The following is a 25,206-nucleotide window of genomic DNA, read 5'->3' as shown; positions in this document are numbered from 1 at the left end:
GCCGCGAACGGCGGATGCTCGCTCTCGCTTCGCTCGAAAGACGTGGTTGAGGTGCGCTGAGTGCGTCGGGTGGGAATCGCACTACCTAGGTGCGCAATACCGCCGCCATAACCTCTGGCCCTGCTTTCGCGCTGCATAGTCACAGCCCGCTCAGGACTTATGTCCGAGCGGCCGCCGCTGGCGACTGCGATGCGGAAGCAACGGCCACTCCGGCGCGAACAGGGCCACAACGGCGCATGCACGGTCTCGCTTCGCTCGAAAGACGTGGTTGAGGTGCGCTGAGTGCGTCGGGCTGTAATCGCACTACCTCGATGCGCGATACGTTGCCATAACCTTCGGCGGTACCTCCGTGCTGCATAGTCACAGCCGCTCAGGACTTACGTCCGAGCGAACGCCGCTGGCAAATGCGTCACGGACGCGACGGGCCACTCCGACGGGAGCCGGGCCGCTCACGGCGCCACGCACAGTCTCGCTTCGCTCGAAAGACGTGGTTGAGGTGCGCTCGGCGCGTGAGGTGGTGATCGCACTACGGTGTGCGCGATACCGCTGCCATAACCTCCGGCCCTGCCTCCGTGCTGCATAGTCACAGCCGCTCAGAACATCGCTTGCGACTGCGTCGCGGACGCGGCGGCCACTCGGACGCGAACCGGGCCGCGAACGGCGGACGCTCGGCCCCGCTTCGCTCGTGGTTCAGGTGCGCTAGGCGGGTGAGGTGGTGACCTGGTTACTTGTGCTGCCACGTGTTCCGCAGCGCGGCATCGGTACGCATACGGCTTCGTCGGGAACACCGCAGGTGCCGGGATGCTGCCTGCGGTGCGACCGACCGGACTGCTGGCGATCAACGGCGACGCCATGGCGGCTGGCGCTGGTGTTGGTGCGCGCTCTGCGGTGCGTCGTTGTCATGGACCGGCGGCCACCATCGCAGCAACGGCTTGGGCGCAGTTCGCGGATGCGAACGCTGAATGGTGAGGGCTGCCTGGTGCGGCTTTATTGCGGCGGATGCGCGGACGACCGGCGGTCGTGTCCGAGCGAGCGTCGCAGGGCGCTCTGGTGGGGAGGCCAGCGCGCAATTCGGGCTTGCCCGGACGGGTGGTGTGATTCGGGTGTCGTCGGTCTTCCCGGAGTAATCCGCTGCGTCTTCCGGGTGGTTCAGGCGGCGGGGAGCAGTGACTTGGTTCGGCCGGGGTGGTTGGTGGCGATCCAGCTGACGCCGAGGTCGGCGCACAGTTGGACGTCGTCGGGATCGTCGACGGTCCAGCAATAGGTGGCGCGGCCCGCGGCGGCGGCCTTGTCGACCAGGTCGGGGTGGTCGCGCAGCGTCTTCACCGAGGGACCGACGGCGGTGGCGCCGACGGTCGTGGCCGCCGAACCGCCCAGATAGCGCGACGACTCGCCGAGCAGAACGGTGGGCAACAGTGGCGCGGCGCGGCGGATACGCCAGACCGCGGTGGCCGCGAACGACATGACGACCGCACGGGAATGATCGGCCGAGGCGGGGGTGGCGATGCCGAAACGCTGTAATTCGGCGAGCAGCTTGTTCTCCACCAGCGCGCCGTAGCGGACCGGGTGCTTGGTCTCGATGAACAGCTTGGTCGGCCTGCTGCGCCAGTCCAGCACGAGGCTGATCAGCTCGCTGAGGGTCAGCACCGAGGCGGGCGATCCATCGGCGCCGAAATCGAGCGCTCGCAGCTCCTCCAGCGTCATCTCGCTGACCAGCCCGCTGCCCGAGGAGGTGCGATCGACGGTGCGATCGTGCACGCACACCAGATGTCCGTCCCTGGTCAACCGGACATCGCATTCGACGCCGTCGGCGCCCTCCTGCAGCGCCAGCTCGTAGGCGGCGAGCGTGTGCTCCGGGCGCGCCGCCGAGGCGCCTCGATGCGCGACGACGAACGGCGCGCGACTGCCCTGGCTCACTTGGCCATAACCTCCTCCTGCTCACGGTCCTCAGCACCGTTGTCCTCGTGCCCCGGGGCGGCCGGCTCGGCCGTGTGTTCGCCTCCGCCGGGATGCACCGGCTCGATCACCGGCACGGCGGGGTCGACGGCGATCAGCCAGCGACGCGTGGTGCGGCCGCGACCGAGCAGATCACGCCCCTCGATCGTGCGCAGCGTCCACAGGGTCAGCAGCGCGACCGCCGCGGCGACCGCGTCGGTGAACGCGGTGAACAGCACCCCGTCCGCTCGAGCCTGCAACGAGTCCGCCAGCCGCCACAGCAGCGCGGCCGCGGCGACGAGTCCGCCGAACACCCACGCCGCCCACCAGATCCGGGCCGCACGGCGCGCCCGCGGGTCGCCCTGCAGCGTGGCGACCTCGCTCAGGTAGACCCCGGGCCACAGCAGGTTGACCACCGGAACCAGACAACCGAGCGCGACCACACGCGGCGATCGCGGATCGCGCCGCCCCGTGGCGGCGTAGGCCGACCGCCTGATCTCGATCAGTCTTCCCACCGTGGCCACGGCCGCCGCCAGCGCTACCCCGATCGCGAGCACCCCGGTGCCGATCACGAACGCGTCGGAGGCGAAGAGTACGGCGGGATGGATCAGACGTGTCCGGTTGCGCAGGAGAACCCCATAGCGCACGAGTTCGGCGACGGCGGCGAGCGCGAAAACGCACGCGGTCGCGACGAGCACCGTGCTCACCGCGGCGGTGAGCTTGCCGAGCGGGCGGCGGGCCGCACCCGCGGCTTGCGGCGGCGGGGCGACCAGGCCCCAGCGCGGCATCTGCGCGTATCGAGGCGTCCCGCTCGGCGCGGCCGGGCGCGCGGGCTGCTGCCCCCGGCGGACGCGGTGGTCGGGTTTACGGGCCACCCAGCGGTAGTTGCGGCGCTCGGCGGGCGCGTCGATCGGCGCCGGCGAGAGGAGCACCCCGCGACAGCGCGGGCACCAGTGCATCGGGGCCCCTTGCACGGCCCAGCGCGCGCCGCAGCGCGCACAAGGTTGCACCACCGTACTCACCCGCGCACCTCGTTCCTTCGTCAGTAGATCTTCGCCTCGTGGTCGCCCTCCGCGACCAGCGGCCGACCGGCCTGCTGCCATGCCACCATGCCGCCGCGAACCTGGATGGCCTCGTAGCCGATATGCGCGAGGTACTCCACCACTTGGAGGGACCGGCCGCCCTGCCTGCAGACGACATAGAGTTCGGCGTCGTAGGAGAGCTCATCGATCCGGGCGGGCACGTCGACGATGGGGATGTGTACGGCCCCCGGGGCGTGTCCGAGCCGCCATTCGTCGTCCTCACGGACGTCGAGCAGGATCGGTCGCGGCGTTTCGGCCGACGCGGGCGCGCTGCCGTCGAATTCGGCAGGCACGTCCTCCACCGTGACCGACGGAACGTGGGGGCTCGTCACAGATTCGATCCTGCCATGGGCGGCGAGCGGCCGTGCAGTTCCATGCCTGGGCAGCAGGCTCGACAGCGAGCTACGACTTCAGGTATGTTCTCACCTCCGGAACTCGACCGTGCCCCCGCTCGATGCTGGTTGTGCATAACTAGGTCGAAGTTATCCACATAATCCACAACCTGATCCACAAGGCGCGACGTTCGACCCCGTTCGAGCGAAAAAGCCCAGGTAACCAAGCAACCATTCGGTTAGCGTTCTGGGGCGAAACAGGACTTCCGGTCTGTACTCGCCCCTTTTCCGGGGTGGACGAGTGATCGATCCCCTAGCGAGCGATGCGAATGGCCGATCCGGGACTCCCCTCCATATCCATCCCGGAGCGGCCATTCGTCGCCGACATCGGAAACCTGCGGCCGAGAGGTCCCGATATCTACTTGGACGGAGCGCGGGCGCGTTCGGTTCCATCGAATTCAGACGCCGCCGAAATACCGCGATCCGGCGGGCGCGATCGGTAGCCTGGGCGCATGAACGTGAGCAGGGGGCTTCGCCACGGAATGGACACCGAAGGACTCAACGTCGCGTTGTCCGAGGCCACCTGCCTCGGCCTCGCGGTCGACGAGACCGCCAACGAACTGCGCCTCGACCTCGAAGTGCTGACCCTCCCCGAGGAAGGGACGGCGGCCGAGGACTACCGCGTGCAGGTGACGTTCACCGGCGTGAGCCGGGTCGCCGCCTCACTGCGGACCCAGCACTGGGACGACTTGGAACCCCAGGTGCTACCGCTGCAACTGGACGGTCTGGACGAGGCCATCCGCAGTTTCGGCGGCGGGCGGCTGCACGGCTGGGAGTTCATCGATCTGGACGACAGCGGCTGGGCGCTGTGGAGCGAACTGCTCAGTTTCGACGCCCGGATCGGCGATCACTCGTCCACGCACGTGCTGGAGTTCTCCCAAGAAGAGGGCATCGATCCGCGCGAACTGGATGTCCGAGTGTGGTTCGACGACATCCTGGTGCACGATTCGCGGGGCAAACAGATCCCGCTGGCGGAGTTCATCGCGGGCGGCGCGCGATGGTGGCGGGCGCACGACGCGGGCGATCCACGGGCAACCCGTCCTGGCATCGCGCCGCCGCTGTAACGAACCGTCCGGAGCAGCGGAAACCGAAACCCTCCGGAGCAGCGGATCGGACCGCACGCCCGCGAAAGCGGCCGTGCGGTGTCGCGCCCGGCTTCAGGCGCCCAGGCCGACCGGGCAGCTCACTCCGGTGGCGTGCACCGGGCAATATCCGCCGGGGTTCTTCGCCAGATACTGCTGGTGATAGCCCTCGGCGTAGTAGAAGGCCGCCAGCCCGGGCAGCGGCGCGATCTCCGTGGTGATCCGGCCATAGCCCGCCGCCGCGAGGCGCTTGCCGTATGCCTCGGCGGTGGAGCGGACCAGTTCGGCCTGCTCGGCATCGAAGGTGAAGACGGCGGAACGGTATTGGGTGCCACGGTCGTTGCCCTGGCGCATGCCTTGGGTGGGATCGTGGTTCTCCCAGAAGTGCTGGAGTATGCCCGCATAGCCGATCACCGCCGGATCGAACACGACGAGCACCGCTTCCGTGTGACCCGTGCGCCCGCTGCAGACCTCTTCGTAGGTGGGATTCGGCGTGTATCCGCCGACGTAACCGACCGCGGTGGTGTAGACGCCGCCGAGTTCCCAGAAACCCTTCTCCGCGCCCCAGAAACAGCCCATCGCGACAACCGCGATTCGCAGCCCTTCGGGAAACGGCGGGTGGATCGGGTGCCCGTTCACGTAGTGGGTATCCGGCACGTCGAGCGGCTCCGCCCGGCCGGGAAGCGCTCGCTCGGGAGCGACCATGGCGGGTTCGGGAAGGCTGAGCCGCCCGACTAGTTCGTCGTACCACGACATGGTTCGATGCTACGCGTGCGTTTCCAGTGGTGCCGATGTGTGTGATGGGACGGAGCGCGACCGGCTCCGTGTGAACGGCGTCACCGGAATGCGCGGAGGTCGGCCCAGGTTGGAATCGACCGGGTGTACGAATGATGGTTGGCTGTGCACGGAACAACGGGCACATCCAGCCCGACATAGGAAGGGACATCGTGGCTGAGTACACGCTGCCAGATCTGGATTACGACTACAGCGCCCTGGAGCCCCACATCTCCGGGCAGATCAACGAGCTTCATCATTCCAAGCACCACGCCGCTTACGTCGCCGGCGCGAACACCGCGTTGGAGAAGCTGGAAGCCGCTCGCGAGTCGGGCGATCACAGCGCCATCTTCCTGCACGAGAAGAACCTCGCGTTCCACCTGGGTGGGCACGTCAACCACTCGATCTGGTGGAAGAACCTCTCCCCCAACGGCGGTGACAAGCCGGTCGGCGAGCTGGCCGCGGCGATCGACGATCAGTTCGGCTCGTTCGACAAATTCCGCGCGCAGTTCACCGCGGCGGCCAACGGTCTGCAGGGTTCCGGCTGGGCGGTGCTCGGCTTCGACACCCTCGGCCAGAAGCTGCTGACCTTCCAGCTCTACGACCAGCAGGCCAACGTTCCGCTGGGCATCATCCCGCTGCTGCAGGTCGACATGTGGGAGCACGCCTTCTACCTGCAGTACAAGAACGTCAAGGCGGACTACGTCACCGCGTTCTGGAACGTGGTCAATTGGGCCGACGTCCAGGAGCGCTTCGCCAAGGCGACGTCGCAGGCCAAGGGCCTCATCTTCGGCTGAGCCGACTCGGCACACCGGAACCGGGTCCGCGATTCCGTCGCGCCACGCGCGCCGGAATCGCGGGCCCGTTCTGTTTCTCGCGACGCGGGCGCTTTGCCGGGGCCATGTCCCACCGGCCACGAGTGCGGGCTCGGCGAGGTCGAGCGCGATTCACCGCGTACGCAGGCCGATTGCTTCCCGCTCGGTTCCCGGCTGTCCGATTGGCACTCTTTGGTACTTGTGTGCCAGGTGACTCGTGGTTCATATTCGGGAAATCCACACCAAAGGGACGGGCAAGGTCGCCCCCGGGTTCGGCAAACGGGAGGCAGAAATGCGCACGAACGAACCGATCGGCATCACGCCGTTCCATTCGCGCGGGTCGCTGCGGGGCTTCTTGATCTCCGGCCGCTGGCCGGACACCACCAAGGAGTGGGCGCAAGTGCTCGTGCTGGCGGTGCGCGTGGCCACGCTACCCGGACTGCTGACGACCTCGACGGTGTTCGGCGTCCGCGAGGACTTGCCCGACGACCCGGCCCCGGGCACCGTCGGCTTGGTGCTGGCCGAAGGTCCCGTTCTGGGCGAGGAGGCGGTGGAGCCGGGCCGGTTCGCCGAACACGTGCCACCCGCGTTGCTCATGCTTCATCCTCCGTCCGAGACCCGCCCGTCGCTGCCCGAGTGCACGGGTGCGGCATCCGGCTGCGTCCTGCTGCCCGGCGTGCCCCATCTGGGGCTCGAACACCGCGCCGCGTGGGCCGAGGCGGAGTCGGACGGAACGGTCACCTCGCTGGTCAGCCGGGTCGGACTCGATCCGATCAGCGATCCCGACACCGCGGTTCTGGCTATGCTGCTGGCCGCGTGAGGGTACCCGAAATTCACCGCTTGGATCGCCAAACTTATTGTGCGCATTGCGATTTCGCCTACAGCGGGTTGGCAAGAGCGGAATCCCCGAGGTAGAGTCGGCTGCAGCGAAGGGGAGTAGCCCCCAATCGCACAGTCGACATACTGACCCGCCGGTCCCCAGGGGCTGGGGTCCGGCTGTGTGAACCGGCGTTGGCCGGTGGGCGAGACCTTCGGCCTGGACAACCATTTCGTTGTCGGCCGGAGGCTACCCGTATCTCCGACCGGCAGGCCGGAGACTTGGGAGCCGCCACACATGATCACCACCGTCTTGCTGAGTATCGGCATCGTCTTTCTCGCCGAACTGGGCGACAAGTCCCAGCTGATGGCGCTGACGTTCGCGCTGCGCTATCGCTGGTGGGTGGTGCTGGGCGGCATCGCGACGGCCTCCGCCGCGGTTCACCTGATCTCGGTCGGCGTCGGCCATTTCCTCGGCGCCGCGCTGCCCACCAGGACGATCGCGCTGATCGCCGCGCTCACCTTCCTGGCCGTCGGCCTGTGGACGCTGCGCGAGCACTTCGGCCCCGACGACGACGCGGCGCCGAAACCGCCGAAGGCCGGTGGCGCGCCGTTCTTCGTGGTGCTGTCCGCGTTCCTGCTCGCCGAACTGGGCGACCGGACCATGTTCGCGACCGCCGCGCTGGCCACCGACTACGACTGGGTGGGCGTGTGGCTCGGCTCGACCATCGGCATGGTCGCCGCCGACGCGCTCGCCATCGCGGTCGGCATCCTGGTCGGCAAGCATCTGCCGGAGCACGCGATCGGCATCGGCTCGGGCCTGCTGTTCCTCTACTTCGGTGCGGCGACCCTGCTCGGCGCGGCCACACCGGCGCTCGGCGGCGCCGCCGTCGCCGGGCTCGCGACGGTCGCTCCCGCGCTCGCCGGTGCGGCGCTGTTGCTCACGCGGAGGGCTCGCCGGAGGGCACCAGAGCCGCCCCGTACAGTCGGCCACCTCGCCGCAACAGATCCAGCAGCGGTTCCCGCAGCGCGAGCAGACCGGCCGAGTCCCCCGCCGCGATCCGAGCGGTGACCATCGAACCCACCGCGGCGGCCAGGGCCTGGCAGGCGAAGCGCTGCGGCTCGGTCCGCGCGTCCAGCACGGCGGCGATCAGCTCCACGAACCGTTCCTGCAGTTGGGCGCGGCGCGCGATGGCCGCGGATCCCACCGCGAAGACCTCGACCAAGAACAGTCGTGCGCTGGCCGGGTCGTCCACCAGGTATTGCAGGTAGGCCCGCAGGATCCGGTCCATACCAGCCATCGGGTCCCCGCCGTTCGGCGCGCCGTCCTCCGTCTCGGTGGCCTCGGCGATCCGGTCGAGCAAAAGCTGCACAGCGCGCTCGTAGGCGGCTTCGAAACAGTCCTCTTTGGAACGGAACTGCTCGTAGAAGGTCTCCCGCGACACGCCCGCCCGCTTCAGGATCGCCGCGACCGACGTCCCGATGTAACCGTTCTCGGCCATGGCCTCCGCCGTCGCGACGAGAATCCGCTCGCGCTGTGAGGCGATCACCTGCTCGCGCGGCAGTCCGTGCCTACCCCGCGGGAGGCGTGCGCTGGTGGCCGATTCGGTCATACGGTGACTCCGGTGTTCGGTCGAGCTGACTGGGCTGCTCCATTCTGCGCGGTCGGTTCCGCGAATCCGGCGCACAGGGTGCGCGGCGCGGCGAGCGCACGCGCCCGGACGGCGCAGCGCCCGCAGCGTGACGGCAACACCGGGGAACATTCATGTTCGCAAATAGTTCGCCGACGGGCGGCGAGGCGAGGGAGCCGTGCGGGGCCGCGCGTCCGCCACCGGTTAGGGTGCAATTGACGAAAGGCCAACTGGCTGTCACGAACGAGAGGACCATCGTGGAGATTTCGGGTTCCGCCGCCATTGTCACCGGAGGCGCATCGGGCCTCGGCGCCGCCACCGCCAAGCGTTTCGCCGATCTCGGCGCCACCGTCTTCGGACTCGACGTGCCGCAGTCGATCGAGCGCGCAGGCGACAGCGTGCCGGACGGGGTCACCCTCATTCCCGCCGATGTCACCAGCAACGACGAGGTCGGCGCCGCCGTGGCGCAGGTCGTCGAATCCGGCGCGCCGCTGCGCATCGTGGTCAACTGCGCAGGCGTCGGCTGGGCGGGCCGCATCCTGTCCAAGAACGGCCCGCACGATCTGGAGCTGTTCCGCACGGTCATCACGGTGAACCTGCTCGGCACCTTCAACGTCATGCGGCTGGCCGCCGACGCGATCGCCAAGACCGACGCCGTGGACGAATACGGCCAGCGCGGCGTGATCATCAACACCGCCTCGGTCGCCGCATTCGAGGGCCAGATCGGCCAGATCGCCTACTCCGCCTCCAAGGGCGGCGTGCACGGCATGACCGTGCCGGCCGCGCGCGACCTGGCCCAGTTCGGCATCCGGGTGAACACCATCGCCCCCGGCATCATCGACACCCCGATGCTCGCCGGCGTCACCGAGGAGTACCGCAAGGGCCTCGAGGCGGGCGTGCCCTTCCCGTCGCGCCTGGGCCGTCCGGACGAGTACGCGCAGCTGTCGCAGTACATCGTCGAGCACGACTACCTCAACGGCGAGACCATCCGCATGGACGGCGCGCTGCGCATGGCCCCGCGGTAATCCCACCGCGCTGTTCCGGCCGCGCGCGGTCCTTTCTCGGAAGGGCCGCGCGCCGCTTTTATCAGCCCTGCGGCTTGTGTCCGATGCCCAGGTACGCCGTGGTGGACAACGGACAGTTGGGCCGGTACTTCTCCGCCAGAAACGCCTTCATGACCGCGGTGCGCCGAGCCCAGACCTCCGCGCTCACGCTGTGGCGCATGAGTTCCAGCGGGGCGCTGCTGCGCACCATGGCTTCCCACATCTTCTCCGGGCTCTCGAAGGTGAGCGCGATGGAATGCCGCTGGATGGACACGGCTTCGAAACCCGCGCCGCGCATCTCGGATTCGAAGACCTCCGGATTCTCCAGGCTCAGGAAATTCGGTTGCGGCTCCTGGATGTTCGGGTCGGCCGCGGTCAAGGCGCCGAACATCATTCGCATCAGCGGCGAGTCTGCGATCGGAGCCCAGCTCGACACCACCGCCGTGCCGCCCGGCCGCAACACCCGGAACAACTCGGCGAACCCCCGGGCCCGGTCGGGAAAGAACATCAGTCCGAACATGGAGAACCCGGCGTCGAACCGGTCGGGTTCGTACGGCAAGTCCTGTCCGTCACCCACCCGCGCACGGACATTCGTCCACCCGGCGGCAGCGGCGTCCCTCGCCAGTCGCGCGATCATCGGCTCGGAGAAATCGATGGCCTCGACCTGCGCCACGTGGCCTGCGGCCAGCAGACTGAGCGTCCCCGGTCCCGCCGCGACGTCCAGGATCCGCGACTGCGACGACAGCGAGGCGAACTCGAGCGCCCGTGCCGCGAACGGTCGCATGATGGCGGGTGCGAAGTCGGCATATCCGTCGGCGACGAGATCCCATGGCTCGGCCACGGCAAGCGGGTTTGCGGACATGTTGTGACGATCCTTTCAGGCATCCACATCTAACCGCGCCACCCGGGGGCGAACTCCCCAGTCCTGCGAATATGCCACCCCGACGGCCACCGTAACCGGGAAATCGCCGAAACCATCGCGCCGCCGCGGCCGGAGGACGCCGAGTGGTCCTCCGGCCGCGGACGGTTCACAACGTACGCGTCAGCCGATCGGTCAGGATGTGGGCGAAGTGCGCCGGGTCCTTCAGCTCACCGCCCTCGGCCAGCACCGCCGTGCCGAACAGCAGTTCGGCGGTCTCCGACAACTCCGTCGCCGTGCCCGCGTCGGCCTCCTCCTTCTTGGCGGCGTACGCGTCGCGCAGGCCGGTGACCAGCGGGTGGGTCGGATTGAGCTCCAGAATCCGCTTGCTCTCCGGCAGCGCCTGCCCCGAAGCCCGGTACATCCGCTCCAGCATCGGCGTGAAGTCGAAGACGTCACCCACCAGGCAGGCCGGGGAGGTGGTGAGCCGGTTGGTCAGGCGCACCTCCTTGACGTTCTGCTCCAGCGTCTTGCCCAGCCACGTCAGGACGTCGGCGAAGTCCTTGTCCTGCTGCTCGCGCAGCGCCTCGGAGGCCTTCTTCTCCTCTTCGGTCTCCAGGTCGACCTCGCCCTTGGCGATGGACTGGAACGCCTTGCCGTCGAACTCGGGCACCGAGCCGACCCACATCTCGTCCACCGGATCGGTCAGGATCAGCACCTCGCGGCCCTTGGCCTTGAACGCCTCCAGATGCGGGGAACTCTCGACCTGCTGCCTGGTCTCGCCGGTCATGTAGTAGATCGTGTCCTGCCCCTCGGGCATCCGCTCCACGTACTGGGCCAGCGTCGTCAGCTCGGTCTCGGAATTCGTCGAGGCGAACGAGGAGACCTGCAGGATGGTCTCGCGATTGTCGAAGTCCGAGAGCAGGCCCTCCTTCAGGACGCGGCCGAACTCCTTCCAGAACGTCTGGTAGCTGGTCTGGTCCTCGGCGCCCTGCAGGTCCTTGACCGTGGACAGCACCTTCTTCACCAGGCGCTTGCGGATCATCTGGATCTGCCGGTCCTGCTGCAAGATCTCCCGGGAGACGTTGAGCGACAAGTCCTGTGCGTCCACCACGCCCTTGACGAACCGCAGGTACTCCGGCATGAGCTCCTCGCAGTTGTCCATGATGAACACCCGCTTGACGTAGAGCTGCACACCGCGCTTGTGCTCGCGGGTGAACAGGTCGAACGGCGCGTGCGAGGGGATGAACAGCAGCGCTTGGTACTCGAAGGTGCCCTCGGCTTTCATCGGGATGATCTCCAGCGGATCGTCCCAGCCGTGGCTGACGTGCTTGTAGAACTCCTTGTACTCCTCGTCGGAGACCTCGCTCTTGGGACGCGTCCACAGCGCCTTCATGGAGTTGAGCGTCTGGTCCTCGAGGATGGTCGTCTCCTTGGCGTCCTCGCCCTCGCCCTCGGTGACGGTCCGCTCGACCTGCATGCGGATCGGCCACGCGATGAAGTCGGAGTACTTCTTGACGATCTCCCGCAGCTTCCACTCCAGGGTGTAGTCGAAGAGATGATCCTCCTCGTCCACCGGCTTGAGCCGCAACGCGACCGACGTGCCCTGCGGGGCCTCGTCGAGTTCTTCGATCGTGTAGGTGGAGCTGCCCGCGCTCGACTGCCAGCGGGTGCCGGTGGTCTCCCCCGCGCGGCGGGTGGTGAGCGTGACCTGGTCGGCGACCATGAAAGTCGAGTAGAAACCGATCCCGAACTGGCCGATCAATTCCTCGGCCGCGGCCTCGGACTTGGCCTCGTTCAGCTTCTTCCGCAGTTCGGCGGTGCCGGACTTGGCGAGGGTGCCGATCAGGTCGACGACCTCGGCGCGCGACATGCCGATGCCGTTGTCCCGCACGGTCAGGATCCGATCGTCCTTGTCGACCTCCAGCTCGATGTGCAGGTCGGAGGTGTCGACGTGCAGGTCCTTGTCCCGGAAGGACTCCAGCCGCAGCTTGTCCAGCGCGTCGGAGGAATTCGAGATCAGCTCCCGCAGGAAGGTGTCCTTGTTGGAGTAGACGGAATGGATCATCAGCTCGAGCAGCTGATGTGTCTCTGCCTGGAACTCGAGTTGTTCGACGTGCTCTGTCACGTCGCGATGGTACCGCCGCGCCGCAACTACGGAACCGAAGGTGGCACCGCCGCGTAATCCGCGACGGCTTCGTCCGGCCGGGTATCGGCAATCGGCCGGAAGTCGGCGAGACCGGGAACCTCTTCGTCTGCGCGGGTGGTCATCCATTCGCGCAGCACCTGAGTGGCGCGGACGTCGTCCTCGTTGTACTCCAGCAAACGGGTGCGCTGGGTCTGATCCGGCGCGGCGCCGTCGTAACCGACCGCGAGCCGATACCAGCTCATCGATGCCTCGCCGCTGGCCTCGGGATCGCGCCAGGAGAACCCGGCGACCGGCGCGATCTTCTTCAAACCCTTGCCGTTCGGGCAGATGAACTGATCCGACACCGCCTGGAACATGTCCACCCACTGCGGCCCGTCCACGAACGCGCGCACCTGCTCCACCGTCGGCACACCGGGGCGCCCCGCGAACCGGCGCGCCGACTCGTACAGCCACTTGTCCTCGGCGGTGCGTGAATAGCAGTAGGCGGCAAACGTTTTGCCCGCCGCGGCCGCCTCGGCGCGCACCCGCATCAGCCAGGTCCAGAACTCGCCGAAGGAGCGGCCCTCGTCCTCGGTGGGCAGCGGATCCCAGGTGACGAACGGGCGGTACACGCCGTTCAGCAACGTCCCCCACAGGTACGCGCCGTACTCCTGGAAGCTCTCCAGATCGACGTCGACCTCCACGTCGGCCCGCCGCACCCGCACCCGCTCCACCCGCCGCACCAGCGGCGCCCCCGCGATCCACGCCCGGGCCGTGACCACGGCCTCGTCGAACGGGCCGTGCTGCCAGTCCTCCGGCTCCTCGCCCACCCAGGCGGCCAGCTCATCGATGGTCTGAACGTCGTGCCTGCGCAGCACCTCGGCGCGCGAGCCCGGCGCCACCAAGCTGACGTCGCGATGTTCGATCAGCCAGCCCTCGCAGCCAGGACCATCGATCCCTCGCGTCCACCACGGGCACTGCCTGCACTCGGGCACCTTCGAAGGGACGGTCGGCAACTCGCCGCGCACCACCGCGATCCGGTCGGCGTAGCGGCGGTCGTAATCGGCCAGCAACGGCGCCAGGTCGTGGACCAGGATCCGATCGAAGTCGAAACCGATCACGCCGCCGACCAGCGCGGGGCTGGCCAGACCGTGCCGTTGCAGCATCCGGTGCAGATGGACCAGCCGCTGCTGGTCGCGAGGCTGCTGACGCAGCCTGCGGTGCGGGTCCGGTCGCGGATCCCAGTGATAGAGGTCGGTGGTGGTGGGGTGGAAGTCGGCCGGCTCGGGCTGACGCGGATCGGTCACCTTGTGGTTCACCACGATGACCGGGATGTAGCCGCCGCGGTCGGCATCGCGCAGCAGGATCTCCGAACCGCCGCGCCTGCCCGTGTCCGGCTCCTGCGGCAGCAGGCCGCCCCAGATATGCCGCGCACCGGCTTCGCACGCGCGCATCGTCGCTTCGGCGCGCTCGGCGGCGCGCAGACCGGGATCGATCACCACCCAGGCGTCGGGGGCCGCACCGACCAGAGCGTCGCGCACCCGGGCGCGGTGGGCCGCGGCGGCATCGCGGCGCTGGCGCACGCCCGCGTCCTCGACAATTCCCACCAGTGCCTCGGGATGCGCCGCGTCCAGATGCAGGCGATGGCGACAGCCGATCAGCGCCCTGGCGTCGATGAAGGCGGTCGGCACGCCGGTGGCCCGATCCACGGCCGTTCCGTTGCGCTTGCGACCGTCTTGGTCACCGATGTCCGAATCCACGCTAAGCAGTATGGTCCCTACCCCTGACAGTGTTTGATTTCAGCGCCTTCGGCGCTGGTGTTCGCGGCCCCTTTGTGGCTCGCGTCCGAGCGGCCGCCGCTGGCGACTGCGTCGCGGACGCGGCGGCCGCTCGGACGCGAGCCGGGCCGCGAACGGCAATGCTCGTTCTCGCTTCGCTCGAAATACGTGGTTGCGGTGCGCCGGGCACGTGTGGTGGGGATCGCACTACCTCAGTTTCGCTGGGCGCTGGCTTGCCGCTCGCCAACGCGGCACTCGCAAACCTGCCGGGACCGCGAACAGCGCAAGTCGGACCCGCATCGCTCGAAATACGTAGTTGCGATGCACTGGGCACGTGCGGCGGGGATCACACCACCACGATTGCGCTCGCGCCGATGGCGCGTGGCGCTCGCTTACCGCTCGCCAACGCGGCACTCGCAAACCTGCCGGGACCGCGGCGCGAGGTCGGTGCCGCAGACTCCGGCAATTCGTTGCCGAGCGGGTGCGACACGCCGCAGTAGACGTGTGCTCGGGCGGGGAGCGGTGAATCGGCAGGTGCCGAGGGCGTGGGTCGCACTACCCTCGCAGCTGTCGGTGTGGACCCGATAGGGTAACGGCAAAGCGTGTGACATGGGCGGACGGGCTTCCCCGGCGTCGTACTGCCATGGCGAACCAGCATGACGGAGGGCCTTCGATGGGGTTGTTCACGAAGCGCAAGCGGCGGCCGAGCCGCCGGGCCGAGGCGAAAGCCCTCAAGCACAAGGCAGTGATCGAGGCCAAGCTCGCGGCGAAGAACGACCGCAAGGCGCGCCGCGCCGAGGCCCGCACCCAGCGCAAGGTCGCCAAAGCGCAGATCGCGGCGTTCCAGGCGGAGGAGAAAGCCGCGCTGAAGACGGCGGCGAAGGCCGAACGAGACCCGTTCAGCGCCGGTCAAGTGAAGAAGTACCTCGGGGTGGCCCGCGTGCTCATCCCGGTGCTCGCCCCGCTCGCCTATCGCGGCGCGACCTTCCTGCGCGGACAGCTCGACACGCGCCGCGCCCAGCAACTCGGCGTCGGCATCGACCAGCTCGGCGACTTCACCGGGCACGGCGCCAAGCTGCAGGCGCGCATCACGAATGCCGAAGCGGCGCTGGACAAGATCGGCACGCAGAACGGCAAGGACAAAGGCGAGACGCAGAAGTTCGTCTCCGCCACCAAGGATCGTCTCGGCAGCCTGACCGCAGCCGTGCACACCTCCGACCAGATGCCCGCCAACCGCCGCCGTTCGGTGCACGCGTCGATCTCCCACGAGTTGTCCGGGATCGAGTCCGACATCCTGGCCCGGCTCGGCGTCCGCTGACCCTCCTCGTCCCGATGCCCCCGCACCCGATCACCGGCCACCTTCGTGGTGGCCTGGTCGGCGTGCTCGTCGGCGTGCTCGCCGTCGCGGCGCACGGGACGGCCGGTGCGGGTGTGCCCGGCTCGACCGAACTGACCTTGCTGCTGCTGATCGCCGCGGCGACGGGCTCGGCCGCGGGAACGCTGCGAGCGTGCCCGCGCCCGTTCGTCGCGGCAGGGCTGCTCGGCGCCGGTCAGCTGCTCAGCCACATCGCGTTGGCCGTGCTGGGCCACGACCACTCCGTCGCAGCGCTTTCCCCGCTGCCGACCGGGTGGATGCTGCTCGCGCACATCGTGGCCGCGGGCGGCTGCGCGGCGCTGATCGTGCTCGCCGAACGGCTCTACGCCGCCGCCTCCGGCGCGCTGCGGGCGATACTCGCGCCGCCGCGCCGAGTGCGGGTCACCGGCGCGCCGCCCTGGGCCGATCCCGGTCTGCTCCCCTGTCGCTGTGCTCCGCTGGGCGCGCTCGGCCCGCGTGCGCCGCCGGTGCCGGTCTGATCCCCGCCACCTTCTCCTCTCGCACAGGAAGCTTCAGCATGCACAGCTCGATTTCGCGCGCCGTCGGAACGACGGTCGCCACGACAACACTCGTTCTGCTCGCAGGCGGCACCGCCGCGGCACACGTCACGGTGGACGCTCCCGGCGCCGCGCAAGGCGGATACGCCGTAGCCACCTTCCGGGTGCCCACCGAATCGGACACCGCGAGCACCACGGCGCTCACCGTCACCCTGCCCGATCTGAAATCCGCTCGGACCGAACCGGTTCCCGGCTGGTCGGCCAAGGTGGAACGCAACGACAAGAAGGAAGTCACCGCGATCACCTGGACCGCGGATCCGGGCGCGCCGGGCATCGCGCCCGGTCAGTTCCAGCGTTTCGCGGTGTCCGTCGGCCCGCTGCCCGCCCTGGGTTCGGTGAGCTTCCCCGCCAGGCAGACCTATTCCGACGGCAAGGTGGTCAGCTGGGACCAGCCGATCGGCAAGGACGGCGACGAACCCGAACATCCGGCCCCGACGCTGACCCTGGCCGCCGGCGAAGAGGACGCCGACGACGGCCACAAAGTGAGCAGCGAAGCCGCGGACGACGACACCGGCCACGAGGACGAGACGGCCCGCTGGCTCGGCGGGATCGGTCTCGCGCTCGGCCTGCTCGGGGTCGCGCTCGGCCTCGGCAACGTGATCCGCGGGCGGCGCGCATGAGCCGCCGTCTGTTGGCCGCCCTCGTGGCGGGCTTGTTCCTGCTCGGGTTCGGCATCACCGCAACGGGTGTCGCCGCCGCGCACTCCGCGGCCACCGGAAGCGTCCCGGAGGACAACGCGACCGTCGACGCCGGTCCGGAACGCGCCAGCGTCACGTTCAACGAGGAGCTCCAGCCCAGTTTCCCGTCGCTCACCGTCGTCGGGCCCGACGGAAATCTGTGGTCCAAGGGTGACCCGGTGGTCGAGGGCAAGACGGTCAGCGTCGCCTTGAGCGAGCTCGGCCCGGTCGGCGAGTACACCATCGCCTACCGGGTGACCTCGGCCGACGGTCACCCCGTCAGCGGCAAGCGGCATTTCACCCTCGGCAAGCCGGGCAACGGCACGCCGGGACCGAAACCGAATGCGAAAGCCGACGGCGATTCGAACGGTTCGGGCGGGATTCCGCTGTGGGTGTTCATCATCGGCGCTGTCGTGCTGTTCGGCGGTGGGCTCGCGTTCGCTTTGTTCGGCGGCAGGAGCCGCAACCCGCGGCGGTGATCGACATGCGGATCGGCGGCCAGGGCGGCGCCAAGCCCGCTCCCGGCCGGACGCCGTGGCCGGCCCTGCTGCTCGCCGTCCCGGCCGCGCTGCTCGGTGTCGCGCTCGCGTGGGCGCTGATCCTGCCGGGGCCGCTGCCCGGGGAGGCGGTGGTCCGGGTGGCGGCCGACGGCGCCGGGGCGACCGCGCTGGGATTGGCCGCCCTGCCCAGGATCGCCCCGCGCTTGCGAACGCCGTGGCGCCTGCTGGCGGTGTTCGCCGGGGTCTGGGCGGCTTGCGAGTTCGCCGTGCTGGTCTTCGAGGCGGCCGAGGTGGTCGGCGTCCCGGTGACCGAACTCGGCGCCGCGGAGTTCGGCACCTACCTGGCGGACGTCAGCGGCGGGCAGGTCGGCATCGCCATCCTGGTCGGCGTCGCGACTGTGGCGGGTGGATCGGCGCTGGCCTTCCGGCGGCCCGAATCCGCCTCCGCCGACCTGGTACTGGTGTTCGCGGCGGTCGCGCTGGCATTGCGTCCGATCACCGGGCACATGTCGCAGCAGGTGTTCGGCTCGGTGCTCGCCGCGGTGCACGCGCTGGCGGCGGGGGCCTGGTTCGGACTGCTGATCGCGCTGGCGCTGGTGGTACGGACCCGGGGCGAGTGGGCGGTCGCGCTGCCGAAGTATTCGGCGGTGGCGCTGCCCCTGGTCGCGATCGTGGCGGTCACGGGGCTGCTCAACGGACTGATCCGGGTCGGCGGGATCGCCCCGTTCGTCAGCACCGGATACGGCCGGATCCTGCTCGCCAAGACGGTGGTGTTGCTCGCGTTGCTCGCACTCGGCTGGTGGTGGCGGCGCAGCTGGGTGCCGCGAGCGGCCGACCACCGGATGGACGCTCAGGACTCGCTGCGCCGCGCGGTCGCCGAGGTGATCGTGATGGCCCTGGCCTTCGGGCTCGCCGCGACCCTGGCCGTCACCGCCTGAGCCGCGCGGCTTTTGCCCGGTTAGGGTTCCGGCATGACCGTAGTGAAGATCGTCGAGGATTGCGTGGCTTCGGCGGAGTCCGCGTTCGCCTATGTGAACGACTATCGAAACCTGCCGCGCTTCCTGTACGGCATCCAATCCTTCACTCCGGTCGGCGAGCAGACCGAAGGGGTCGGCGCCGCTTTCGACGGACACATGAAACTGGGCCCGGCGTCGCTGAAGTCCCGGATCGAGGTGGTCCGCTGGGAGGAGGGCCACGCGATCGGCGTTCAGTCGATCAAGGGTTTCGAGGTCGAGTCCACGTTCCTGTTCCACGTCAAGGGCGAAAGCTTGTGCACCGTCGACGCGATCGTGGACTATCGGGTGCCCGGCGGCCTCGCGGGCCGGGCCCTGGGCAAGACCATCGAGCCGTTCGTCAAGATCGCCGTGCAGCACACGACGCACAACCTGGTCGCCCAGATTGCCGCATTCCACGCCGCTCGGTAGGGACGGGTTGCGCCGGTGACGGCGGAGTCGGGATGCTGGAGCGGTGAGTGCTGAACCCTCGTTCGGACAGCGGATCGGCTACATCTTCGGCCGCACGCTGCCGGAATCCATGTCCGACTGGGTCCGGGAGGACCTGATCGGGCCGGGGGCCACGCGGCGCTATCTGCTGCGGTTCCTGGTGCCCGTGCTTCCGGTGCTCATGCTGTTCCTCTTGCTGCCGGGCCCCTTGTGGATGGGTTTGGCGATGATGGCGCTGCTCTACATCCCACTGATCTACTTCACGGTGGCGCTGCTGTACGTCTACCGGCGGCATCGGCTGATCAAGCACGGTCTCGATCCCGCCCTGGCGGACGCCGACGCCCGCCGCCGCGACGAGCGCGAACGCCTCGATTACGAACGCAGGCACGGACGCGGTTGAGCCTCGCCGGAACTAGCGGTGGCTTATATCACAGGCATAGCCTGTATGCATGAAGACCCCCACGTTTCGGCAGCGGTTCGCCTACGATCTCGGCCGCGAGCTTCCCGAGGAGCTGCACGAGTGGGTCACCCACGACCTCGTCGGACACGGGGCCATGGAACGCTATCTCGTCCGTTTTCTCGGCCCGATCATCCCGTTCTTCGCCTTGGTGCTCCTGTTCCCCGGACCGATGCCGCTCAAGATCGGCTTGATCGTGATGATGATCATCCCCCTGGTCGTCTTCACGGTCGCCCTCAGCTACGTCTGGCGCCGCTTCCGCCTGGTCCAGCACGGCCTGAACCCCGAACTGGTCGACCACGGCAAGATCACCGACCACGACCGCGACCTCTACGAACTGCGCTACGGCCACCGCTAGCGGCACCGAGAACCGGCACGCGCAGACCAACCCACGCGTGCAGCTGACCGATGCCCACCGAACGTCACCGCGAGTCGTCACCCGCCCACACCGTTCCTCTTGACCGCCAACGCTCCTGATCAGCAGCCCCAGCCGTCAACCCACGGGCAACGGGAACCCCAGGTGATGCGATCACCGCCCAACGCGCCCGGCTCCCCCACCCCAGCTTCCGACCCAAGCAACACCGAGCACGCACGTTCGCGACCCGGCACCCCTCCAAGTGCCGCATCCGCGACAAAGACAAGCAACACCCCCAGCCCCGGCGACAGCAAAACTTCAGATAGCGCGATCACCCCTGACGCACCACCTCAGCCCAGCTCCCGGTTCCGAGCGAAGCGAGACCGAGCATCCGCCGTTCGCGCCCCGGCACGCCTCCAAGTGCCGCATCCGCGACAAAGACAAGCAATACCCCCAGCCCGGCGATAGCAAAGCTCCAGGTAGCGCAATCACCGCCTGACGCGCTCAGCGCACCTCGACTCCAGGTTTCGAGCGAAGCGAGACCAAGCATTGCCCGTTCGCGGCCCGGCTCGCGTCCGAGCGGCCGCCGCGCAAGCGACGAAGGAGCAAGCGGCGGCCGCTCGGACGCGAGCCACAAAGGGGCCGCGAACACGCCGCGACGAAGTCGCGGCAAAATAACCCAGTGACCGAATCGCAGAATGTAACCGCCACCGCCGACTTGGCCGACGAGATCGGCCCGGAGATCCGGAGCTGCGACACGCAGTTCATCCAGTTCGGCGGGCGTGCGGCGTTCTCCGGACGCATCACCACCATCCGCTGCTTCCAGGACAATCTGCTGGTGAAGCAGACGCTCGGCGAGCCGGGCGAGGGGAAGGTGCTGGTGGTGGACGGCGGCGCCAGCGTGCACACCGCGCTGGTCGGTGACATCATCGCCGGGCGCGGCGTGGAGAACGGGTGGGCGGGCGTTGTCGTCAACGGGGCGGTCCGCGATTCCGCCATCCTGCGCACCCTGGACATCGGCGTCAAGGCGCTGGGCACCAACCCGCGCAAGAGCACGCAGACCGGCAGCGGCGAGCGTGACGTGCCGGTGGAGTTCGGCGGGGTCACGTTCGTGCCCGGCGACATGCTCTACAGCGACCACGACGGGGTAGTCGTCCGCGCCGAGGACTGAGCCCGTTGGGCGGCGCGCCCGGAACGTTTCTCCGGCCGCCGCCTGCTCGGGGGTGGGTCAGGCGGAGACGATGGCCTTGTGACCGGCGAGGGCGACCACGTCACCGATGTGCAGTTGTCGTCCGCGCCGCAGCTCGACCTCGTCGTTGACCCGGACCAACCCGGCGGCGATCACCGTCTTCGCCTCCGAACCGGATTCGATCAGGTTGGCCAGCTTCAGAAACTGGCCGAGCCGAATAACGTCCTCATCGATCGGTACTTCGACTGGTTCCGACATGAGGTAAATACTTACAGCCCCATCCGAACTCACCGAACACCACCCCGTGCCACCAGCGATCATCGAGCAACTCGAGCCGTCCCGCCCGCCCCGCGCGGAAATCCGATTCGTGCGCCGCAGGCATCGAATTCCCGCCGACGCGTGCGGCCTTTCCGCCCAGGTCAGCGCGGAATCACGAAAGTACGGCATCGGCTCCACCCGGCGGCGAATGCGCCGTGCCGAACTCCCGGCCGGACAAACGCCGCACAAACACGCGCACCGCAGGCTTGGCAAATCCGACACACCTACGTACACACTGGTTCCGTGACCTCCACGCAAGCCCAGCAACATCGAGACATCGCACCACCCGCGGATAAACCGACTCCGCCGGTTCCGCACCGGGGTCACGGACGGCTTTCGGAAGTCCCGCATATCGCGGGATCGGTACTCGGTGTATTCGCGGTGCTGTGCTTCCTCTGGAGCCTTTCGCCCGGTCTGCGTTTCCTGACCCACGTGCCGCGCCGCTATATCGACACCTATTACTTCGACGCGCCGGACACGAATCTGATGTGGGCCCTGGTCGTCGGCCTCGCGGCGGGTGCGATCGCGAGCCGGAAGCGGATCGCCTGGTGGTTGCTGATCGGCTATCTCATGGCCTACGCGGTGGTCAACGGCGTCACCTTCGCGGACCGGGGCAGTATCCACGCGCTGGTGGCCATGGTGCTGCATCTCGCCGTAGTCGGCGTGCTCATCGCGGCATGGCCCGAGTTCTACACCAAGGTGCGCCGCGGCGCGGGATGGACAGCGCTCGGTGTGCTGGCCGGCGGTCTGGCGGTCGGCGCGCTGATCGGCTGGGGCCTGGTGGAACTGTTCCCCGGCAGCCTGCCGCAGGGCGTGCAGCGACCGGGCTGGGCGGTCTACCGGGTGACCGCGGCGGTGCTGGCGGACAACGAGCACTTCGACGGGCATCCGCCGCCGTTCGTCAATTTCCTGCTCGGCCTGTTCGGCGCGGTCGCGCTCTTGGCCGCGGTGATCGTCCTGCTGCGCTCGCAGCGCGCGGCCAACGCCATGACCGGGACCGACGAGTCGGCGATCCGCGGATTGCTGGAACGCTCGGACGTGGAGGACTCGCTCGGCTACTTCGCCACCCGCCGGGACAAGGCGGTGGTGTTCGCGCCGAGCGGCAAGGCAGCGGTGACGTACCGGGTGGAGCTGGGTGTCAGTCTGGCCAGCGGTGATCCGATCGGCATTCGGGAGGCGTGGCCGCAGGCGATCGATGCCTGGCTGCGGCAGGCCGACCAGTTCGGCTGGGCTCCCGCGGTGATGGGCGCGAGTGAACTCGGCGCGACGGCGTACCGACGCGCCGGCCTGTCCGCGCTGCGCCTCGGCGACGAAGCCATCCTGGACACCCGGAACTTCTCGCTGGCGGGGCCGGAGATGAAACCGGTGCGCCAAGCCGCCAACCGGCTGCGCAAGCACGGCGTCGGAGTCCGCATTCGCAGGCACCGCGATATCCCCGCCGAGGACTTCATCCGGATCATCGCCCGCGCCGACACCTGGCGCGACACCGAGACCGAGCGCGGGTTCTCCATGGCGCTGGGCCGATTGGGGGATCCGCTGGACGGGGACTGCTTGCTGGTCGAGGCGGTCAACCCGCAGGGCCGGGTGCTCGGGATGCTGTCGCTGGTGCCCTGGGGCCGCACCGGCGCCTCGCTGGAGCTGATGCGCCGTGATCCCGGCGGCCCCAACGGCGTGATGGAGTTGATGATCTCGCAGCTCGCGCTGAACTCCGAGCTGTACGGCATCACCAAGGTGTCGCTGAACTTCGCGGTATTCCGTTCGGTGTTCGAGGAGGGCGGCCGGATCGGGGCCGGTCCCGTGCTGCGTTTGTGGCGTGGCGTGCTGCTGTTCTTCTCGCGGTGGTGGCAGCTCGAGGCGCTGTATCGCTCGAATGTGAAGTACCAACCGCACTGGGCGCCCCGGTTCTTCCTGTTCGAGGAGCGCAGGCAGTTACCGCGCGTCGCGGTGGCCAGCGCGCTGGCCGAGGGCTTCCTGCCGCGGATCGGCAAGGAGCCGGACACCGCGGCGCATACCGGCGTGCACACCGCGGTCCCCGCGACCGTGGCGGGGCTGCACGCCGACGGCAGTCCGCCCGACATCACCGAGATCGAGGGCGAGCAGCAGCTGCCGCGCCGACCCGAGCAGGTGCGCGTACGCATGGACAAACTGGCGCGCCTCGCCGACTCGGGGATCGACCCCTACCCGGTCGCGTATCCGCCGACGCATACCGTCGCCGACGCGCGGCGTTCCCCGCGCGGCACCACGGTCCGGGTCTGCGGCAGGCTGCTGCGCATCCGCGACTACGGCGGGGTGATCTTCGCGGTGGTTCGCGACTGGACCGACGACATCCAGCTGGTCATCGATCGCGACCGGGTGGGCCCCCAGCGCAGCGCCGAGTTCGGCGAGTTCTTCGATCTCGGTGACCTGATCGAGGTGAGCGGACAGATCGGCGCAAGCAGGCGTGGTGAGCTCTCGCTGCTCGCGGCGGACTGGCGGATGCTCGGCAAGTGCCTGCATCCGCTGCCGGACAAGTGGAAAGGGCTGGCCGACCCCGAGGCCAGGGTGCGGCAGCGCTACGTCGACATGGCGATCAACCCCGAGGCTCGCGAGGTGCTGGCCAAGCGGAGCGCGGTAGTGCGCTCGCTGCGGGACTCGCTGAGCTCCCTGGGTTATCTCGAGGTCGAGACGCCGATCCTGCAACAGGTGCACGGTGGCGCCAACGCGACGCCGTTCGTCACCCATATCAACGCCTACGACCTCGACCTGTACCTGCGGATCGCGCCGGAGCTGTACCTGAAGCGGCTGTGTGTCGGCGGTATGGAGAAGGTGTTCGAGATCGGGCGGACCTTCCGCAACGAGGGCGTAGACTTCAGCCACAATCCCGAGTTCACCATTCTCGAGGCATACGAGGCGCACAGCGACTACGAGCGCATGATGCACACCTGCCGCAGGCTGATTCAGAACGCCGCGATCGCGGCCAACGGCGCGATGGTGGCGTTGCGCCCCAGCGGAAACGGGTCGTTCGAGGAGGTGGACATCTCCGGCGACTGGCGGGTGCGAACGGTGCACGGCGCGGTGTCGGACGCGATCGGCGCGGAGATCACCCCGGAGACCGGCGTCGAGGAACTGCGCGCACTGTGCGAAAAGGCCGACGTGCCTTACCAGCACGGCTGGGACGCGGGCCAGGTGGTCCTGGAGATGTACGAGCATCTGGTCGAGTCCCGCACCGAGGAGCCGACGTTCTACATCGACTTCCCCACCTCGGTGTCGCCGCTGACCAGGCAGCATCGCAGTATCCCCGGCGTCACCGAGCGCTGGGACCTGGTCGCCTGGGGCGTCGAACTCGGCACGGCCTACAGCGAACTCACCGACCCGGTGGAGCAGCGGCGCAGACTCACCGAGCAGTCACTGCTCGCGGCCAACGGCGACCCGGAGGCGATGGAACTCGACGAGGACTTCCTGCAGGCCCTCGAACACGGGATGCCGCCCACCGGCGGACTCGGGATGGGTGTGGACCGGATCGTCATGCTGATCACGGGACGAAGCATCCGCGAGACCTTGCCGTTCCCATTGGTGAAACCCCGCTGACCGGGCCTTCGAACGGAACGGTTCTCATCGAGCTGATCGGGCGGCTACCCTTGGAGATTCGGCTCCGGGAGGAGGCCGATACACCTCGAGGGGTTGGATATGTACCTTGACCTGCTGACGAACGCGAGCCTGCTGGACCACACCGTGTGGGCGAGCCCGGACACTTGGAACTCCGCGCTCGACTTGGCCGCCAAAAAGAAGAAGAGCAGCAAGGGCGGGTTGATCATCGGCGCGATCTGCTGCCTGCTGGTGGTCGCCCTGATCATCGGCGGTATCTACTTGCTGACCAAGCGCAAGAAGAGCCAGTAGCGGCGGACGTCGACGGCCCGTTCACATGCCGCGAACCGGGCCGTCGTTTCCCGTTGTATACAGCGCCGTGCGAGCCGGAAAAGGGAAGCCGACGCGCCCGGCCGCGGCCGAGCAATCCGCCGAGT

At 68.5% G+C, this 25,206-nt stretch carries 24 protein-coding genes and 1 pseudogene; 16 read left to right on the top strand and 9 right to left on the bottom strand.

Annotation, left to right across the window (positions count from 1 at the left end; all coding sequences use genetic code 11):
- Window positions 1-1,149: 1,149 nt before the first annotated feature.
- From ON27_RS00615 to ON27_RS00605, 3 genes are all read right to left on the bottom strand, one after another.
- On the bottom strand, window positions 1,150-1,917 hold the full coding sequence (locus ON27_RS00615; protein ID WP_043717666.1) for a glycerophosphodiester phosphodiesterase: 768 nt from the start codon (window positions 1,915-1,917) through the stop codon (window positions 1,150-1,152).
- Window positions 1,914-2,867 (bottom strand): DUF4328 domain-containing protein, encoded by a 954-nt coding sequence (locus tag ON27_RS00610; protein WP_051046083.1) that lies wholly within the window; start codon window positions 2,865-2,867, stop codon window positions 1,914-1,916. Before ON27_RS00610 ends, ON27_RS00615 begins: the two co-directional genes overlap by 4 nt.
- Before the next feature lie 110 nt (window positions 2,868-2,977).
- The gene (locus ON27_RS00605; RefSeq protein WP_043717660.1) at window positions 2,978-3,349 is read right to left on the bottom strand and encodes a rhodanese-like domain-containing protein; all 372 of its coding nucleotides are present in this window, start codon (window positions 3,347-3,349) and stop codon (window positions 2,978-2,980) included.
- Between the two features lie 512 nt (window positions 3,350-3,861).
- Here ON27_RS00605 and ON27_RS00600 point away from each other — a divergent pair.
- On the top strand, window positions 3,862-4,473 hold the full coding sequence (locus ON27_RS00600; protein ID WP_043717656.1) for a hypothetical protein: 612 nt from the start codon (window positions 3,862-3,864) through the stop codon (window positions 4,471-4,473).
- A gap of 93 nt (window positions 4,474-4,566) precedes the next feature.
- Here ON27_RS00600 and msrA read toward each other — a convergent pair whose 3' ends face one another.
- Complete coding sequence (gene msrA, locus ON27_RS00595) at window positions 4,567-5,247, bottom strand: peptide-methionine (S)-S-oxide reductase MsrA (protein WP_043717652.1); 681 nt, start codon at window positions 5,245-5,247, stop codon at window positions 4,567-4,569.
- Between the two features lie 191 nt (window positions 5,248-5,438).
- On the opposite strand from msrA, the gene ON27_RS00590 reads away from it, so the two are divergent.
- From ON27_RS00590 to ON27_RS00580, 3 genes are all read left to right on the top strand, one after another.
- Window positions 5,439-6,062, top strand: a complete 624-nt coding sequence (locus ON27_RS00590; RefSeq protein ID WP_039794275.1) for a superoxide dismutase — start codon at window positions 5,439-5,441, stop codon at window positions 6,060-6,062.
- A 310-nt stretch (window positions 6,063-6,372) separates the two neighbouring features.
- Window positions 6,373-6,900, top strand: coding sequence for a hypothetical protein (locus tag ON27_RS00585; protein ID WP_043717648.1), 528 nt, complete (start codon window positions 6,373-6,375; stop codon window positions 6,898-6,900).
- A gap of 294 nt (window positions 6,901-7,194) precedes the next feature.
- Complete coding sequence (locus tag ON27_RS00580) at window positions 7,195-7,968, top strand: TMEM165/GDT1 family protein (RefSeq protein ID WP_043717646.1); 774 nt, start codon at window positions 7,195-7,197, stop codon at window positions 7,966-7,968.
- Window positions 7,969-8,293: 325 nt separating this feature from the next.
- On the opposite strand, the pseudogene ON27_RS45320 reads toward ON27_RS00580, so the two are convergent.
- Window positions 8,294-8,509 (bottom strand): annotated as a pseudogene (locus ON27_RS45320) (helix-turn-helix domain-containing protein); the annotation flags it as partial.
- Window positions 8,510-8,784: 275 nt separating this feature from the next.
- On the opposite strand from ON27_RS45320, the gene ON27_RS00575 reads away from it, so the two are divergent.
- Window positions 8,785-9,552, top strand: a complete 768-nt coding sequence (locus ON27_RS00575) for an SDR family NAD(P)-dependent oxidoreductase (RefSeq protein ID WP_043717772.1) — start codon at window positions 8,785-8,787, stop codon at window positions 9,550-9,552.
- A gap of 61 nt (window positions 9,553-9,613) precedes the next feature.
- Here the strand turns inward: ON27_RS00575 and ON27_RS00570 are convergent, their stop codons facing one another.
- From ON27_RS00570 to ON27_RS00560, 3 genes are all read right to left on the bottom strand, one after another.
- A complete protein-coding gene (locus ON27_RS00570; RefSeq protein ID WP_043717644.1) occupies window positions 9,614-10,432 on the bottom strand; it encodes a class I SAM-dependent methyltransferase in 819 nt (272 codons plus the stop codon).
- A gap of 166 nt (window positions 10,433-10,598) precedes the next feature.
- A complete protein-coding gene (htpG, locus tag ON27_RS00565) occupies window positions 10,599-12,557 on the bottom strand; it encodes a molecular chaperone HtpG (protein WP_043717642.1) in 1,959 nt (652 codons plus the stop codon).
- Window positions 12,558-12,583: 26 nt separating this feature from the next.
- Window positions 12,584-14,248: a TM0106 family RecB-like putative nuclease gene (locus tag ON27_RS00560; RefSeq protein WP_425295247.1), complete on the bottom strand. Its 1,665-nt coding sequence runs from the start codon at window positions 14,246-14,248 to the stop codon at window positions 12,584-12,586.
- Window positions 14,249-15,008: 760 nt separating this feature from the next.
- Between ON27_RS00560 and ON27_RS00555 the strand changes: the two genes are divergently transcribed.
- From ON27_RS00555 to rraA, 9 genes are all read left to right on the top strand, one after another.
- Window positions 15,009-15,653, top strand: a complete 645-nt coding sequence (locus tag ON27_RS00555) for a DUF6474 family protein (protein WP_043717639.1) — start codon at window positions 15,009-15,011, stop codon at window positions 15,651-15,653.
- 14 nt (window positions 15,654-15,667) lie between these two features.
- Window positions 15,668-16,189, top strand: a complete 522-nt coding sequence (locus ON27_RS00550) for a hypothetical protein (RefSeq protein ID WP_051046082.1) — start codon at window positions 15,668-15,670, stop codon at window positions 16,187-16,189.
- A 38-nt stretch (window positions 16,190-16,227) separates the two neighbouring features.
- Window positions 16,228-16,887, top strand: coding sequence for a YcnI family copper-binding membrane protein (locus tag ON27_RS00545; protein WP_043717637.1), 660 nt, complete (start codon window positions 16,228-16,230; stop codon window positions 16,885-16,887).
- Complete coding sequence (locus tag ON27_RS00540) at window positions 16,884-17,423, top strand: copper resistance CopC family protein (RefSeq protein ID WP_043717634.1); 540 nt, start codon at window positions 16,884-16,886, stop codon at window positions 17,421-17,423. Before ON27_RS00545 ends, ON27_RS00540 begins: the two co-directional genes overlap by 4 nt.
- Window positions 17,424-17,428: 5 nt before the next feature.
- Window positions 17,429-18,382 carry a CopD family protein gene (locus tag ON27_RS00535; RefSeq protein ID WP_051046093.1) on the top strand — a complete coding sequence of 318 codons (954 nt, stop codon included), beginning with the start codon at window positions 17,429-17,431 and terminating at the stop codon, window positions 18,380-18,382.
- 33 nt (window positions 18,383-18,415) lie between these two features.
- Window positions 18,416-18,868 (top strand): SRPBCC family protein, encoded by a 453-nt coding sequence (locus tag ON27_RS00530; protein WP_043717630.1) that lies wholly within the window; start codon window positions 18,416-18,418, stop codon window positions 18,866-18,868.
- Between the two features lie 43 nt (window positions 18,869-18,911).
- Complete coding sequence (locus ON27_RS00525; RefSeq protein ID WP_043717626.1) at window positions 18,912-19,286, top strand: DUF5313 family protein; 375 nt, start codon at window positions 18,912-18,914, stop codon at window positions 19,284-19,286.
- 49 nt (window positions 19,287-19,335) lie between these two features.
- Window positions 19,336-19,701, top strand: coding sequence for a DUF5313 family protein (locus ON27_RS00520; RefSeq protein WP_043717622.1), 366 nt, complete (start codon window positions 19,336-19,338; stop codon window positions 19,699-19,701).
- A gap of 679 nt (window positions 19,702-20,380) precedes the next feature.
- Entirely contained in the window at window positions 20,381-20,869 is a 489-nt protein-coding gene (rraA, locus tag ON27_RS00515) for a ribonuclease E activity regulator RraA (RefSeq protein WP_043717617.1), read from the top strand.
- Between the two features lie 57 nt (window positions 20,870-20,926).
- Here rraA and ON27_RS00510 read toward each other — a convergent pair whose 3' ends face one another.
- The gene (locus ON27_RS00510; protein ID WP_043717613.1) at window positions 20,927-21,145 is read right to left on the bottom strand and encodes an RNA-binding S4 domain-containing protein; all 219 of its coding nucleotides are present in this window, start codon (window positions 21,143-21,145) and stop codon (window positions 20,927-20,929) included.
- Between the two features lie 303 nt (window positions 21,146-21,448).
- Here ON27_RS00510 and lysX point away from each other — a divergent pair, with 303 nt between their 5' ends.
- Both lysX and ON27_RS00500 read left to right on the top strand, forming a co-directional pair.
- Complete coding sequence (lysX, locus tag ON27_RS00505; protein WP_043717608.1) at window positions 21,449-24,772, top strand: bifunctional lysylphosphatidylglycerol synthetase/lysine--tRNA ligase LysX; 3,324 nt, start codon at window positions 21,449-21,451, stop codon at window positions 24,770-24,772.
- A gap of 99 nt (window positions 24,773-24,871) precedes the next feature.
- Window positions 24,872-25,081, top strand: coding sequence for a hypothetical protein (locus ON27_RS00500; protein WP_043717604.1), 210 nt, complete (start codon window positions 24,872-24,874; stop codon window positions 25,079-25,081).
- The last annotated feature ends 125 nt before the right edge of the window (window positions 25,082-25,206 follow it).

The organism is Nocardia asiatica NBRC 100129 (assembly GCF_000308415.1).
GTDB lineage: Bacteria > Actinomycetota > Actinomycetes > Mycobacteriales > Mycobacteriaceae > Nocardia > Nocardia asiatica.
This window is presented reverse-complemented; position numbering and strand designations above follow the sequence as displayed.

Bases quoted from the DNA above. Each gene is read 5' to 3' on its own strand.
- ON27_RS00600 (WP_043717656.1), top strand. From the start codon at position 3,862: ATGAACGTGAGCAGGGGGCTTCGCCACGGAATGGACACCGAAGGACTC.
- ON27_RS00510 (WP_043717613.1), bottom strand. From the start codon at position 21,145: ATGTCGGAACCAGTCGAAGTACCGATCGATGAGGACGTTATTCGGCTC.
- ON27_RS00530 (WP_043717630.1), top strand. From the start codon at position 18,416: ATGACCGTAGTGAAGATCGTCGAGGATTGCGTGGCTTCGGCGGAGTCC.
- ON27_RS00555 (WP_043717639.1), top strand. From the start codon at position 15,009: ATGGGGTTGTTCACGAAGCGCAAGCGGCGGCCGAGCCGCCGGGCCGAG.
- ON27_RS00540 (WP_043717634.1), top strand. From the start codon at position 16,884: ATGAGCCGCCGTCTGTTGGCCGCCCTCGTGGCGGGCTTGTTCCTGCTC.
- ON27_RS00570 (WP_043717644.1), bottom strand. From the start codon at position 10,432: ATGTCCGCAAACCCGCTTGCCGTGGCCGAGCCATGGGATCTCGTCGCC.
- msrA (WP_043717652.1), bottom strand. From the start codon at position 5,247: ATGTCGTGGTACGACGAACTAGTCGGGCGGCTCAGCCTTCCCGAACCC.
- ON27_RS00545 (WP_043717637.1), top strand. From the start codon at position 16,228: ATGCACAGCTCGATTTCGCGCGCCGTCGGAACGACGGTCGCCACGACA.
- ON27_RS00520 (WP_043717622.1), top strand. From the start codon at position 19,336: ATGAAGACCCCCACGTTTCGGCAGCGGTTCGCCTACGATCTCGGCCGC.
- ON27_RS00585 (WP_043717648.1), top strand. From the start codon at position 6,373: ATGCGCACGAACGAACCGATCGGCATCACGCCGTTCCATTCGCGCGGG.
- ON27_RS00500 (WP_043717604.1), top strand. From the start codon at position 24,872: ATGTACCTTGACCTGCTGACGAACGCGAGCCTGCTGGACCACACCGTG.
- ON27_RS00535 (WP_051046093.1), top strand. From the start codon at position 17,429: ATGCGGATCGGCGGCCAGGGCGGCGCCAAGCCCGCTCCCGGCCGGACG.
- ON27_RS00550 (WP_051046082.1), top strand. From the start codon at position 15,668: ATGCCCCCGCACCCGATCACCGGCCACCTTCGTGGTGGCCTGGTCGGC.
- ON27_RS00580 (WP_043717646.1), top strand. From the start codon at position 7,195: ATGATCACCACCGTCTTGCTGAGTATCGGCATCGTCTTTCTCGCCGAA.